The 12,406-nt window shown below is 59.1% G+C and carries 10 protein-coding genes and 2 pseudogenes; 7 read left to right on the forward strand and 5 right to left on the reverse strand.

Annotated elements, in window-relative coordinates; genetic code table 11:
* On the reverse strand, nucleotides 1–328 hold a 328-nt coding region (locus AWB78_RS48890), incomplete at its 3' end, for a hypothetical protein (protein WP_232478064.1).
* Nucleotides 329–330: 2 nt separating this feature from the next.
* Here AWB78_RS48890 and AWB78_RS39390 point away from each other — a divergent pair.
* The 3 genes from AWB78_RS39390 to AWB78_RS39400 all read left to right on the forward strand — a co-directional run bounded on the left by AWB78_RS39390 (nucleotide 331) and on the right by AWB78_RS39400 (nucleotide 1,613).
* Entirely contained in the window at nucleotides 331–774 is a 444-nt protein-coding gene (locus tag AWB78_RS39390; protein ID WP_232478065.1) for a GreA/GreB family elongation factor, read from the forward strand.
* Nucleotides 775–845: 71 nt separating this feature from the next.
* Complete coding sequence (locus AWB78_RS39395) at nucleotides 846–1,058, forward strand: hypothetical protein (RefSeq protein WP_062612265.1); 213 nt, start codon at nucleotides 846–848, stop codon at nucleotides 1,056–1,058.
* Between the two features lie 348 nt (nucleotides 1,059–1,406).
* Entirely contained in the window at nucleotides 1,407–1,613 is a 207-nt protein-coding gene (locus AWB78_RS39400) for a hypothetical protein (protein WP_062612267.1), read from the forward strand.
* A gap of 203 nt (nucleotides 1,614–1,816) precedes the next feature.
* Here AWB78_RS39400 and AWB78_RS39405 read toward each other — a convergent pair whose 3' ends face one another.
* Nucleotides 1,817–2,158, reverse strand: coding sequence for a nucleotidyltransferase domain-containing protein (locus tag AWB78_RS39405; RefSeq protein ID WP_062612270.1), 342 nt, complete (start codon nucleotides 2,156–2,158; stop codon nucleotides 1,817–1,819).
* A gap of 48 nt (nucleotides 2,159–2,206) precedes the next feature.
* Complete coding sequence (locus AWB78_RS39410; RefSeq protein WP_157697795.1) at nucleotides 2,207–2,986, reverse strand: NHL repeat-containing protein; 780 nt, start codon at nucleotides 2,984–2,986, stop codon at nucleotides 2,207–2,209.
* A 1,628-nt stretch (nucleotides 2,987–4,614) separates the two neighbouring features.
* Between AWB78_RS39410 and AWB78_RS39415 the strand changes: the two genes are divergently transcribed.
* Both AWB78_RS39415 and AWB78_RS39420 read left to right on the forward strand, forming a co-directional pair.
* Nucleotides 4,615–5,037 (forward strand): ACT domain-containing protein, encoded by a 423-nt coding sequence (locus AWB78_RS39415; RefSeq protein ID WP_062612274.1) that lies wholly within the window; start codon nucleotides 4,615–4,617, stop codon nucleotides 5,035–5,037.
* Between the two features lie 897 nt (nucleotides 5,038–5,934).
* Nucleotides 5,935–6,627 (forward strand): alpha/beta hydrolase family protein, encoded by a 693-nt coding sequence (locus AWB78_RS39420; RefSeq protein WP_062612286.1) that lies wholly within the window; start codon nucleotides 5,935–5,937, stop codon nucleotides 6,625–6,627.
* 988 nt (nucleotides 6,628–7,615) lie between these two features.
* Here the strand turns inward: AWB78_RS39420 and rpoD are convergent.
* Entirely contained in the window at nucleotides 7,616–9,613 is a 1,998-nt protein-coding gene (rpoD, locus tag AWB78_RS39425) for an RNA polymerase sigma factor RpoD (RefSeq protein WP_062612276.1), read from the reverse strand.
* Nucleotides 9,614–10,435: 822 nt separating this feature from the next.
* Nucleotides 10,436–10,708: a hypothetical protein gene (locus tag AWB78_RS39430; protein ID WP_062612278.1), complete on the reverse strand. Its 273-nt coding sequence runs from the start codon at nucleotides 10,706–10,708 to the stop codon at nucleotides 10,436–10,438.
* Between the two features lie 367 nt (nucleotides 10,709–11,075).
* Between AWB78_RS39430 and AWB78_RS48895 the strand changes: the two are divergent.
* Together AWB78_RS48895 and AWB78_RS48900 are read left to right on the forward strand one after the other, a co-directional pair.
* Nucleotides 11,076–11,180: pseudogene (locus AWB78_RS48895) on the forward strand (IS6 family transposase); the annotation flags it as partial.
* 342 nt (nucleotides 11,181–11,522) lie between these two features.
* Nucleotides 11,523–12,226 (forward strand): annotated as a pseudogene (locus tag AWB78_RS48900) (IS3 family transposase); the annotation flags it as partial.
* Between the last annotated feature and the right edge of the window lie 180 nt (nucleotides 12,227–12,406).

Genomic DNA, 12,406 nt, shown 5'->3' on the forward strand with positions numbered 1-12,406 from the left:
AAACGAGGTTATCCATGGGAGATGACTGACGTAAAAACGGACCGCGAAAGGGCTTGACTTTCAATGCCCCATAGAAGCCTACTGGCTTGACGTGAAGGAGCCGTCCAGTGAAGCGAGCGTCGCCGAGATAACTCAGCGCTTCGGCGCCTTGATGCAGGTTGTCTTTCCTGACGATTGGCCCGGCGCATTCGTCAACCGGAGCGCCTTGCTCGATATACATCAGTTGGGAGCCATCGACCGGCTCGTTTTCTTGGACGGTTCGTGGCTCGACGTGTGGAATGACCGGGATTGCGCCGATATCTGTAACTTGTATTCCAGCCGGAGGCACACATGTTGTCCGCAAAAGTTTCGATGACGGTCAAGGATGACCGTATGTCAGGCCGACCGACCGTGTCCGAATCCGACATGGAGCGACTCCGGCAATGTGCACACATGCCGACCGCGTCACCGACGCAGCGCGCATTTTTGGATGTCATAGAAGCGACAGCGTTATTTATCGATTCGGCTGAGATGCCACCCGACGTCGTCACGATGAACACAATTGTGGAATGTTCCACCACCGACGGCTCTGATACGCATATATGGACGCTGGTTTATCCGCGCGAGGCGGATTATCAGCACGGGCGATTGTCCGTTCTATCGCCGACGGGTATCGCACTGTTAGGTGCGCGTTGCGGGCAGACCATCACGTGCCTTCCGCCGAGCGGCGTGCCGGTTCATTACGTCATCGATAAGATCCTGCTGCAACCGGAGAGCCGTCACTTCTCAAGGTGATGAGATCAGGAGGAAGCGCCGTACGGGCCGCTTGCCCGGCGATTGATTCCGACAACGGAGGCGCCGACGGCATGACTGTCTTCGTGATCCTGTTTAGTTTCGCTGATGTGGCTGCTAGCTGGGGCATCCTTGCCGTACATCGAAGGAAGGTTCAAAAAGCTGTCATTCAGTTCAAGTGCGTGAGCAAGGGCGATTCAGAGTTCGATCGGCCGAACCTGATGTCGCAGCGAGAAGCGAAATACAGCGTTTCACCGCGGCGCTTGCGACGCGCCCGGCGGCGCTAGAGAATTGAGTCGGGCGCTTTGACGGCGCTCGCCCTCTTAATTCGCCCGCCAGCGTTGGCGGGCTTTCTTTTCGCTGACCATCACGGCCGACCGATTCCGAGCACTCTCGCCGTGATAACGGCGGGTTATCGCGGCAACCGTCAAGGACGAGCGAACCTTTTGCTTGGAACGTGCTCTCCTTTCGCGCTGCGGCCGTGCCTTCGTTCTATTCTGCGTGCACTATCTGTCAAGCACTGCTCGTTGGGCCCAAGCGAGCGCCTCGCTGTACTCGGCGAACTGACGGCTGCCAGCATTCTCGAGACTCTCGCCGTCAGCTAGCGCTAAGGAAATGCGCATGGCGGATTTAAGATGTTCGGCAATATCATCCTCATCCGCTACTTCGGCGCGCAGGGCGTGCTGCTGGCGACCGGCGTCGGCGCGGATGCCTCCGTCAGTGCCAACAAATTGCAGAACGATCAAATTTTCGTTCTCAAAGAGTTTCGACAACTTTTCGTCGAACCCATCTGGACAAACGATCGTAGGCTCTGCAGTTGGTTCCCTGTGAAGGTGACTTGACCGCCCACCAATGTCGAAGAACGTGTGCATCGGTTACCATACCAATCAAGCTGTTCTGATCGTGTTGGCCAAATGCGCGCTGCGGCAATGCTGCTGTCATCGCGAGAAGCAGGCTAATTACGATATGTGCGACCAACGCGAGCCTCCTCCTGTGACGCGTCACAAAGAATTCCGGCTTCGTGGTGATCGCCGTTTGCTACGATCTATCCTTCGACCATAGGATCGCGCTGATAGACCAACACGGCACAGCAGCCGATATATGCGACAACGCGTGACGTTGGGTTTGTAAGATCATAATCTTGGAGGTGTACCTTATATGGGACGAGCGCGGTCATCTCAGTTTCCCACTCAGTGCGGTGACAGACCCACGAAACCCTTGCTGTCTCATCGGAGCACATAGCGTCGATTTCCATGGCAACGTCGAGATCGCTGTCTTTCCGCTGGACACCCTTAAGTTGGCTGCCATAAACCCATTGCCTTCGCACATGCGCACGCGCCCATTCGCGCAGCCGTTTTATGGCGACGAAGAGGTCGTCGTCGATCATCGCAGACCTCCGTGGCACAGATTGATCATTCGCGCCATCGCCTTAATCTCAGTTTCCCCTAGTAATTTTTAGAATTCGATTATTAGAGTACTCGGAGACATAGAGCGCTTTGTCAGGACCAAACACAAATCCAGTACCAGACGATGGACCAGCACTGAATCCTGATCCAATCAGGGTGGTTTTGCCATTCGTGTCAAAGCGAAGAAGGTCGCTTCCATTCAGGACGTAGAGTTCGTGCCCGAAACCGCCTGCCCCCGGACCAAAGGCGAGGTATGTATCAAGACCGGCCAACCCGGTCGCAAAGGCACTGTCTTCCAGCGTTCCATCTGCCTTGTAAATGCTGATCGTCCCATCTGCCAGCGCCAGGAAAATTCGGTTATTTCTGTCGACGGCGATACTGCCAGCCCGGATAGGGAGAGATATCAATACAGTCGGCGTGCTTCCGCTGCTTGTGAGGATCCGAGGGAGATCATCGGAGAAAATAAGGCGCCCCGAACCATCGAACTTCATGTCATTCACATCAGTGAAGCCTGTATTAAAAACAACCGTCGCTGTTTGATTCGGGAAGATCGCCGCGAGGATTCCTCCTCCCCCGACGAGGACGGAGTTTGGTGTGCCACTGATACGTCCAGTAGCGTCAAAAAGTACTGCATCCGGGTCGGCCATGGGTGGACCGAATTCGGAAACTGGACTTCCCTCGGGAGCGATCCGGTGAATCCGGTTGTTACCTCCCTGCCGTCCCACATAGAGCGCGCCGTCGGGCCCGAAAGACAACTTCATAGGCTGGTCTACATTGGAATAAACTTGGATATTGAAGCCAGGCACCATGGTCGGTAATGCTGACTCTACCGGTGGAGTTTGCTTCCGGTCAGCCGCCAACATTGACACGCTAGTAGGCGTAGCCGTCAGGCCGTTAGAGTCTCCGCCGCCACATGCACTTAGAAAGAAACAAAAAATACTCGCTACAAGTAGTCGAGATGTAAACTCTCGCTGACTCATCTCCAATCCCCTTTGAGAAAGTCGTGGGCGGAAGCGAATCATGCGATGATTCGCCATTGTCGACAATGCGCAAGTTCTGCGTGAGCAATCTCGAAAATTTATTGGTAGATATGCTTTTCGGTGGTACTCAAATCCCCTAGCCCCGGTCCAGCCTTGCTCATGGCATGCCACCTCTCTTCCGAAGCCTGCCGACAACATTAGGCGATCCACTTAAGTTAAATTAGGCAGAATTGTTGGAAATGAGGGGTAGCGCACTATCAGTTTCCATGGCGAAATTACACGCGGAACAGTGCAACTGACGGCGTGTGATGGTGGCGAGCCGGTCGCCGCTGAACGAAGAGCCGAATCTACTTTTCGCACCTCGGATGTGGCTCCACGAATGACCGGTAGTGGCCGAGAGTACGCATCCGCCGATTCGTAAGCCTGACATTCGCGCTCGCGAACGTTCGACCATCGGGAAACGAACTGAGGCTGCCTCACACGATCGCCCGAGTTACCTCGCGTGACCCAAACGCTAGACGCGGCACGTTCAACGGAAGTGAGGAAAATCCCAATCGCATCGACCGTCGAGGCTGGTTGACACAGTGCTGACGAGGTCGCAACCCGATGCTCAGATGCGCCGCTTCCGATAAAGTGTGCTAATCGTGAGGATACGGTGACGTTGCGGAACTGGAAGCGCCAAATCCGCGCGGTTCGCTTGTCCACTCGTTCCTGCCGGCCGTTTTGGTCACTGCCATCTGCGAGCGTTTGCTTCCTTCTTCGTGCTGCTAGCGAGAACCGTAGGCGGCGCCTCTGATGTCAGGCAGGCGCGGCGCAAGCCAACGGCATTGGTAGCGCGAGGCGATCCTGGCGCGAACGGGTCGGTCACTTCTGAGCCGAGGCGTCTCACGACTCCTTGAATCTGTTCGACGCGTCGGTCACACGCGCGATTCATATAGAGCCCGGTGCCAATGAGCACGGGCAGTCATCGCACAAATACCGAACACTCGTGTTCTCAGGAGATCGATCGCGACCGATTATATTGACATTATGGCTATAATGTCAAACTAATTGATCCATACTGCCGTTTGCTAAATCGCCCGACTTTGAACGCTGCCCTATCCCGCCGACCCCGCCTGCGTTTCAGCCTGCGCCGCTGGAGACGCTCATCATTCCGCCTGCGCTCGACGGCAGCACGGCGCTAAATCGCGCGGTGTCGGATCACGCGTGTGCTCCCTTCGCGCGCGCCGAGCGCCACCCCCTGCGCTGGTGGCGTACTGGTGACGAAGCCTTTCGATGGGGTTTGCGGAACCGAGATTAGTTGCATTACATGAAGAGACAAAGTTCTTCTTCGCGGATCCGGTCGTGCACACGCCCCATGAGCGGGACCATTCGCCTTTCGCTACCTTACCGGTCTTGTTCGCGCGCCATTGATGAACTAGATTTTTATTTGCAATGCGACTGGCGGAGGAATTGCAATGGAACTGAGCGTCGAACGTGTCGATGTCTGGGCGGCCACCATCGAGGACAAACCGGGTGGGCTTGCGCAAGTGTTAAATGCTTTGCGACAGGCTGGAGTCGACCTCCAGTTCGTCGTCGCACGGCGCACGCCTGAAGCAGCCGGCAAGGGAGTCGTGTTCGTCGCACCTGTGCAAGGGGAAAGCGAGATTCGCGCCGCTACACAAGCGGGCTTCAGCGTCAGTCCGAGCCTTCACTCCGTGCGTGTGATGGGCATGGATCAACTGGGGATCATCGGGCAAGTAAGCCAAATGCTCGCCGACGGCGGCGTCAATCTCCGCGGTGTTTCCGCCGCGGTACTTGGCACGCAGTTCATCGCCTATATCGCTGTCGACTCGCTGCAAGATGCCGAAACTGCGGTGGACATTTTGCAGAGGGCCTGAATCGCCCATACGCACTGTCGAACGTTCGAAGTGGGTGCGTCGCTAGAACACGCCAAGGGAAAGCGGGCATGTTCCTACGGCTTGCTTCAATTCGACTGAACATCGGAGTGGTCCCGTTTATCCACAGAAACCGTGGATAACTCTGTTGAAAAGCGAACCGACTGTCGTGCGCGCTCGACCATCAACTCAGTTTCGCGAGCGAGTCGATGTATATGCCACCGCTCAGACGAGCGTAGCTAGGCGAACTTGTGTTTGAGATTCGCGAGAACACATGACATGACTGCGGACATCGCTCGGCGATCTCGACATCGCCGCCGAATGTACCTGCCCGACCCCTGCCGTCATTCGACTCGCTAGTATTTGACTGACCGCTCGTGCGAGTCCAACGGCCGTTCGCGCATGATCGATTGCGGCACGCGGCGTCACCCGACGATCGGCTACGAGCACCGCTGCCCTTTGAAACAATGACCGACGCCAAATTCAAGGTGTCCCCCGTCCGTGGGCAAGATAAGTGCTGCCATGGGATCCGGATGGCTGACATTGTCATTCGCGACAATCACGCGAACGACACTTTTTGGCCGAACCCAGAACTTTCTGCAGCCGGACATGCTCGTCCAGAGAGCCAGCTAGTTGAACTGCCCTTCGAGAACTTCCTTTGACGCTGATTGCAGTGTCGTAACAGCTCGCTGACAATGATGGGCGTGCAATTACGCCGTCGGGCTTGCGGTCGTCAACCGACACATCGCGACTGCGGCGCCGTTCACGATGGGCGCGCGCTATGGATCGGCCGGCAAACTCCGCCTGCGCAATGCCTTGCCGGAGGCCGCCACAGACGCTCCCCGATGCCTCATTGATGCAGAATCGGCGCAAAGGCCACAACGACACGACCTGAATACGATGGACGACCCAGAATCGCTTTCCCTGTCACTGCCCGACGGCACGGAGGTCTCTGCGCTCCTCCAAGTGCCGGAGGACGCGCGAGCCCTGTATGTCTTCGCGCACGGTGCCGGGGCCGGCATGCAGCACGCCGGAATGTCGTCATTGGCCGACGCGCTTGCGGCGGCCAATGTCGCCACATTGCGCTACCAGTTTCCGTACATGGAGCGGGGCTCCAAGCGGGTGGACTCGCCGGCCGTGGCACATGCTGCCGTGCAGGCAGCCGTCGCAGAGGCCCGCCGGCGGCTGCCAGCCCTGCCGCTCTTCGCGGGCGGCAGGTCGTTCGGCGGCCGCATGACGTCCCAGGCCCAAGCCATCTCCCCGCTCGACGGCGTGCGTGGCCTCGCTTTCGTCGCGTTCCCGCTGCACCCGGCGGGCGCGCCCGGTGTGGAGCGGGCACGGCACCTGGCGGACGTCACGGTGCCGATTCTCTTCCTGCAGGGCACGCGCGACAAGTTGGCCGAGCTTCACCTGCTTAGGTCGGTCGTCGAGACGCTGGGGCCACGCGCCACGCTCCATGTGGTGGACGACGCAGATCATTCGTTCCATGTGCGCGTGTCCTCCGGCCGGACCGACGCGGAGGTCGTGCTCGAAATGGCACGGACGATGTCGGCGTGGTTCTTCGCCGAAGGAGAGTTCGTGCCCGTTACCTGAGCAAGCGCAGGAATGCTAGTAGCAGAGCCGGGACGGCGAGCCGGCGAACTCGCCGTGCTGCACTCGCCCGCTCAATCCCTTCGCTATCCAAAGATGGTCTGTCGCATAGCCACGATAAGCGGCGCCTGTCGCGTCAGCGACGTTTTCCCGGTGCCGAGTGAGTGAATTTGTCAGATCCGCTTGCGGTGATCCGCCGCGGAAATCGCGGAGGGCATGTACTTTGACTTGGCAGACACACCTCCGGTGTCGGCGCCGATCCGTGAGTGACCGCTCAGGGATGCGGGCGGAACCAGACTGGCGGAGCGTCGAACGACGTGCATTGGCCGGTCACTTCCCGACGCGGTCGCCCGAAACCGACCCAGAGCGCCCATACGACTAGCGGAAAACAAATGGCTGCTTTTGGGCCGCTCTCTACCCTCGCACCGCGACGCATCCTCGCTTTAGAAGGACGACCCGACCGAGGCTGAAGTCCCTGATACTGAACATCAGCGAAATTTTCGCTGCCGACAATGATCCGAGCGAGCGTTGGATCCTTCCTCGCCATCAGGTATGCCACCTTGCATCCAGCGCTTGCCCGCCGAAGCGCCCACCGAAACCGCGCGCCGCTTTTGACATTCTTCCCGTAATGTTTGCAAGGACTTCCCCTTCGAAGTCAAGAGCCATGCGAGTCTGTTGTATCGAGCCGCCAATCAACGATCATCTACAGTTCGTGCACGAGAGCAAGAACAAGGAAGAGACTACGTCTTTGCAAACGGCCTTGTTGCCCGATGCGTTTCGGGCTGGCCACGATATGAGCCAAACAAGAGATCCCTATTTGATTACTGGCGATTAGGCCGGCGGTGATAGGTCTGCTAATGACTCGCCAACACGCATCGCTGCGACACGGCACCAGTCTTGTCAAGCACGCAAAAACGTCCTTGCCTAGGTCGATGGCGACGATAGCGAGCGTGCCCATGCCGCTCCCCTTCACATTCCGCGTGCCTGTGGATCAATCGTCGATATATAGGCGCAGCCTATCGGCATGCGCCGGGTGCTTCAGTTTTCGCATCGCCTTGCTTTCGATCTGCCGAATCCGCTCGCGACTCACGTTGAACTGCTCGCCAACTTCATCGAGCGTGTAGTCGGTCGCGGTATCGATCCCGAAGCGCATTCGCAATACCTTTGCTTCACGCAGCGACAGCGCACCCAACGCCTGCTCGATTGCGGCGTGTCGATTGGCGTGCACCGCCGCGTCGTCAGGCGACGTCGTCGAGATATCTTCGATAAGGTCACCGAGGGTCGCATCGGGATGCTCGCCCGTCGGCGTCTCCAGAGACAACGGCTGCTTGGCTATCTTCAAAAGTTCAAGAACCTTGTCCAGCGGCAACTCCATGTGCTCGGCCAGCAGCGCAGGATGCGGTTCATGCCCCGTCCGCTGCATAATTTCCCGCGATATCCGACTAAGCTTGTTGCTCAAGTCGAACACATGCACCGGGACTCGGATCGTGCGCGCCTGGTCGGCAAGCGAACGCGTCACAGCTTGCCGCACCCACCATGTCGCATAGGTGGAGAACTTCCAGCCACGTCGATATTCGAATTTGTGGACGGCCTTCATCAACCCAATGTTGCCCTCCTGAACAAGATCCAGGAAGGGCATGCCACGGTTCGCATACTTCTTCGCGATGGAAATCACGAGACGCAGGTTGGCCTCGATCAGTTCACGCTTCGCTTGTCGAATTTTCGATGCGGCGGCAGTCATCTGCCGGTTGACGTGCTTCAAGTGCTGCAGTGGCAGTACCAAATTGATTTCGATGTCGATCAGCTTTTGCTGTTCGGCTTGGATCGCCGGCAGACTCCGTTCTAACGCGGCGCGTAGCGCGGGCGCTGCCGCTACGGTCTTCTCGACCCAGCCAAGGTCGGTCTCGCTTCCCACAAACGATTCGATGAATCGCTCGCGCGGCATGCCGCACCGGTCGACAGCAATCTCCAAAATACGCCGTTCAACCGCGCGCACTTCCCGAACTTGCTGCTGAACGTCGGCATAGAGACGGTCGATGGTCCGGGCCGTAAAGCGGATTCGTCCCAATTCGCGCCGGATCTCTGCTCGCACCCGAGAAGAGGCGATCGTGCCGACAGCGTCCGCCGGATTGACCGGCAGCAATTCTCTCGCTAAATCGCGTACTCGGGCAAAGATCGCGAGACTATCGTTTGCCAACTGTAGACGCGTTTCATCCTCTTTCGCCTCATCCTTCTCCTCGATCTGGCTTTCTTCATCATTGACCGCGTCGTCGCTGTTGGCGGTTTCCGCCTCGACGTCCTCGAGAGTCGGTGCGCCTAAAGCTCGCAGGTCGTCCGCTGTCGAAACCGCGTTGAGCCCGTCAACCAATTCGTCGATCAAAAGCTCGCCGACCTTCACCTGCTCGGCGATCGCGAGAAGCGTCGAAACGGTCGCCGGGCAGGCGGCGATCACTTCGATCATTTCGTGAAGGCCATCCTCGATTCGCTTCCCAATAGCGGCCTCGCCCGCCCGAGTCAGCAATTCGGTCGCGCCGATTTCACGCATGTAGATGCGAGTGGGATCGGTGGTTCGTCCGAATTCGGAGTCGACTCCCGAGAGTATGGCTTCCGTTTCGTCGTCGGTCTGGTCTCCTGAGGTGGCCGCCTGTGTTGCGTCGTTCATGAGCAGCGTCTGCGCATCCGGCGTGTGCTCGTAGACCGCCACTCCCATCTCGTCGAAAGTGCTCACGATTCTTTCGATGACCGGGGCCTGCAGGAAGTCGTCCGGCAAGCAATCCGCGATTTCCGTGTAAGTTAGGTAGCCGCGCTCCTTGCCAAGCTGGATGACCGCGTGCATTCGTTGTTGGTGGCCTTCTTCCTGCAACGCGCAGAGCGCATCGTGCACGGGAAGGCCTGCGACGGCCTGTTCTTTCGACGCTCGCCGATTTGGTCGTCCCTTTGCAGACACGGCCGCCGCTGGCCCGGCGCCTCGTCGATCAATCGTTGCCATAGATTGTCCCCACACTCTCGCTCGGCAAAGACGAAACAAGCTTCAACGACATCGGCTGCATGATTCCGGTCGACTGGCCACGACATCCACTGCTTCAAGTGCCGCCGATTCGCAGGATCGCAAGTCGGGATGCGATTCCCCATGCAGGCGGCAGTATTCAAGAATCTACCCCGCATTGACATACTATCCCGCGCCGCACGCTTTCGCTGCGATTCAGGCGAAGCCGTCACTGGCGGATGTTTGTGCTTGTCGCCCGCGGCGCGGATCAATTGTGGTTTGTCGGGGCTCGGCAGGGTGATGAAGCTAGTGCCGCTTCGTGCCGCGCTGAGGTCCCGATGGGCTGCTCATTTTTCGCGCCACCTTCACCGCCCACTAATGGCGGCGGTCCTGGGTATCGGGACTCTTTGCGCGCGGCCGCGACGACATCACCGAATTCGTCGCCGCAGGGGGGCGGAGGTCTCACCCGAGGCTCAGCATAGTACTGCGCCAGTTGAGGTGGCAGTCTTGGGGGTGTCCGTGCGCGGCAGCCGGTGCCGGTCGTGCGGGAAGGAAGTTCGCGTAGTGAGCAATGGAATAGCAGCCGGACGCTCGCACCGTCTGAGCGAGTCGCCCGTCGAGCGAGACTGTGTGAAAACAGGCGCAGCATCTCGGCGAGTTTGCCGCGCGGGCGCGGCAAACTCGCGAGGGATCGGATTGCGATCGACAAAATCACTTTTGCAGCTTCTCGTTGCGCCGGCCTAAACAGGCGCGCTCACGACAAACATTCGTCGGGCGTCCGACGCATGCTCCGCTGCAGACGCACACGTTGACCGGCACTCCCAGCTAGTACTTGACATCGCGTTTTTGTTGGCGGCCTTCCTGCTTCGTGTCGCGCTTGTCTTGCCGGCACTGGGAATTGCTCTTCTGGTTTGCGGCCCGGCAGTCGACCTTGCTCGTGCGCGCCTCGTGTTTGGCAGCTTGGTTTACGTTTCTGCCTTGTTGGCGCTGTTGCGACTGGTTGGTGGCGAGAGCCGCGCCCGATAGCGCCAGGAGTCCGGCTGCTGCGGCCAGCAATGCGCCCGTGCGCCTCCAATGTCCCATTCCTGATTCGACCATTTTCACGCTCCTCCGTGCTTGGTTGGAAACGGCAGTCAGTTGTCGCGCTAAGCCGCCTTAGCAAATTACACGGCGTCCATGATGGCACGATTCAGGGCCGCCGAGAGCGGATACCACTGCGGAATCAACGACCGATCTCGCCCGACGGTGCAGGACCGGCATCGCAGCGATGCTCCTTCACTGCGCGATTGGCGCGATGGTCATCGACCGCATTGCCTGTCGGATGGATTTGCGACAGAACCGCCCGGCGGGACTCAAGCGCGCACTTTAAAGTGCCTCTCAACGAATCCCGCTCCATTACCTGACCGATCCGACAGCGTTGGCCAGCCTCCCAGATGATTCAAGCTTGGCCCGGTGAAATGGCTTTATCACGGCCATCGCTCCCTGCTGCACGGTTCGCTGGCATTGCCGGTTCAGCTTGGTCCTGCGCGACATCGAGGAATTGCTGCTCGAGCGCGGTGTCCTGGTCACGTAAGCAACGATCCGTTGCTGGTGCGACATGCCCGCCCTTCCCCGCGCGACCGCCGCTCTCTTCGCTCCGCCAGTCAGTCGAGATCAGAGCCTCATGTCCGAGCGATTCGAGGTGCGAAATTTTCGAACGGCGATTCCACCACGACTCCACCGGCTCTCTGTCCTTGTTCGCGACTTCCTGACATGCATCCGAGATACAGCCACCTCCGTTAAAATCGTGGCGTAGCGAATCATTGTTTTCGAGAACGTGGCGTCGGGGCTGAAATTCCTGCCGCCAAGCCTTCATGTGTGGAGTTGACCCGCTTTCGTGGACATCTATCCTTTTGTTCAGGAGGTGCCCATTATGGCGAAGCACCGTACCCCGTACCCGGCGGAATTCCGGGCCCAGATAGTCGAACTGGTCAAGGCCGGTCGCACGCCGGAGGAACTGGCCAAGGAGTTTGAGCCGACGGCGCAAACCATCTACAACTGGGTCGGGCAGGCAGCTCGTGACGCCGGTACACGACTCGATGGGCTCACCACTTCCGAGCGCGAAGAACTTACGCGCCTGCGCCGCAAGGTGCGCCAGCTTGAGCTTGAGCGAGAGATCCTCTCAAAAGCCGCGGCCTGGTTCGCACGGGAGACCGGAACGGTGCCCGAGAAGGGTTCGAGTTCATGAAAGCGAATCGGGCCGCATGGCCCATTGCCACGATGGCACGGCTGCTCGGGGTCTCCGCCAGCGGCTTTTACGCATGGCTTGAGCGCGCGCCATCGAAGCGAGCGTGCAGCGACGCCGATCTGCTCGCGCGCATCCGGGCGATCCACGCAGGCTCGCGCGGCGTCTACGGCATGCCTCGCATTCATTTCGAACTTGCCGAGCAAGGCGTGCATGTTGGACGCAAACGCGTTGCCCGCCTGATGCGTCTGGCCGGCCTGTGTGGCGTAAGCCGGCGACGCTGGATCTCTACCACACGGCGGCAGCCCAACGCACGGCCCGCGCCGGATCTGGTGCAACGACACTTCAGCGCCGACGAGCCCAATCGACTGTGGGTGGCGGATGCGACCTACGGTACGCCCAGCCAGCGTAGCCCGCCCGCATGGGGGTGAAGCTGCTTGAGCATGTCTGGAATGCAGAACCCGGGGGAGTTGACGTCGTAGTACCGGGGCATGCCCTTTCTCTGCTGCGAGAGGAAGTGAGCCGAAGCGGCGGTGACTTGCTGACACTGGCAAGGTGACGTAGTCCGCGGG

It is taken from the genome of Caballeronia calidae, assembly GCF_900044055.2.
GTDB classification, from domain to species: domain Bacteria; phylum Pseudomonadota; class Gammaproteobacteria; order Burkholderiales; family Burkholderiaceae; genus Caballeronia; species Caballeronia calidae.

Excerpts from the sequence above, each read along its gene's own strand:
- AWB78_RS39390 (WP_232478065.1), top strand. The coding sequence starts at position 331 with ATGTTGTCCGCAAAAGTTTCGATGACGGTCAAGGATGACCGTATGTCA.
- AWB78_RS39395 (WP_062612265.1), top strand. The coding sequence starts at position 846 with ATGACTGTCTTCGTGATCCTGTTTAGTTTCGCTGATGTGGCTGCTAGC.
- AWB78_RS39400 (WP_062612267.1), top strand. The coding sequence starts at position 1,407 with ATGTTCGGCAATATCATCCTCATCCGCTACTTCGGCGCGCAGGGCGTG.
- AWB78_RS39405 (WP_062612270.1), bottom strand. The coding sequence starts at position 2,158 with ATGATCGACGACGACCTCTTCGTCGCCATAAAACGGCTGCGCGAATGG.
- AWB78_RS39410 (WP_157697795.1), bottom strand. The coding sequence starts at position 2,986 with ATGGTGCCTGGCTTCAATATCCAAGTTTATTCCAATGTAGACCAGCCT.
- AWB78_RS39415 (WP_062612274.1), top strand. The coding sequence starts at position 4,615 with ATGGAACTGAGCGTCGAACGTGTCGATGTCTGGGCGGCCACCATCGAG.
- AWB78_RS39420 (WP_062612286.1), top strand. The coding sequence starts at position 5,935 with ATGGACGACCCAGAATCGCTTTCCCTGTCACTGCCCGACGGCACGGAG.
- rpoD (WP_062612276.1), bottom strand. The coding sequence starts at position 9,613 with ATGGCAACGATTGATCGACGAGGCGCCGGGCCAGCGGCGGCCGTGTCT.
- AWB78_RS39430 (WP_062612278.1), bottom strand. The coding sequence starts at position 10,708 with ATGGTCGAATCAGGAATGGGACATTGGAGGCGCACGGGCGCATTGCTG.